Source organism: Neisseria sp. P0021.S006, from assembly GCF_051956895.1.
This window is the reverse complement of sequence record NZ_JBQCWZ010000649.1, coordinates 1-762: the sequence shown is the minus strand read 5'-3', so window position 1 is coordinate 762 and position 762 is coordinate 1. Positions and strand designations below refer to the sequence as shown.

General features: G+C 53.0%; 1 protein-coding gene. It reads left to right on the top strand.

Annotated features, from left to right (window positions below; translation table 11 throughout):
• The coding region (gene yidC, locus ACTHUM_RS16250; RefSeq protein WP_440403457.1) for a membrane protein insertase YidC at positions 1-762 on the top strand (762 nt) is incomplete at both ends.

Sequence of the window (762 nt, the reverse complement as noted above, 5' to 3'; positions counted from 1 at the left end):
AACGACGGCAAGGAATACACCTACGTTGCCCAATCCGAGCTTTTGGACGCACAAGGCAACAACGTTCTGAAAGGCATCAGCTTTACCGCTCTGCAAAAACAATACAGTTTGGAAGGCGACAAAGTTGAAGTCCGCTTGAGCGCACCTGAAACCAACGGCCTGAAAATCAACAAAGTTTATACTTTCACCAAAGGCAGCTACTTGGTTAACGTCCGCTTTGACATTACCAACAGCAACGGCCAACCTGTCAACCTGAGCGCAGACTACCGCATCGTCCGCGACCACAGCGAACCCGAAGGCCAAGGCTACTTCACCCGCTCTTACGTCGGCCCGGTGGTTTATACCCCTGAAGGCGGCTTCCAAAAAGTCAGCTTCTCTGATTTGGACGACGATGCCAAATCCGGCAAATCCGAAGCCGAATACATCCGCAAAACGCCGACCGGCTGGCTCGGCATGATTGAACACCATTTCATGTCCACTTGGATTTTGCAGCCTAAAGACGGCCAAAGCGTTTGCACCGCAGGCGACTGCCGTATCGACATCAAACGCCGCAACGACAACTTGTACAGCGCAAGCGTCAGCGTGCCTTTAGCCGCCATCCAAGCCGGTACAAAAGCCGAAACCGCTATCAACCTGTATGCCGGTCCGCAAACCACTTCCGTTATCGACAACATCGCCGACAAACTGCAACTGGCCAAAGACTATGGCAAAGTACACTGGTTCGCCTCCCCGCTCTTCTGGCTCTTGAACCGACTGCACAAC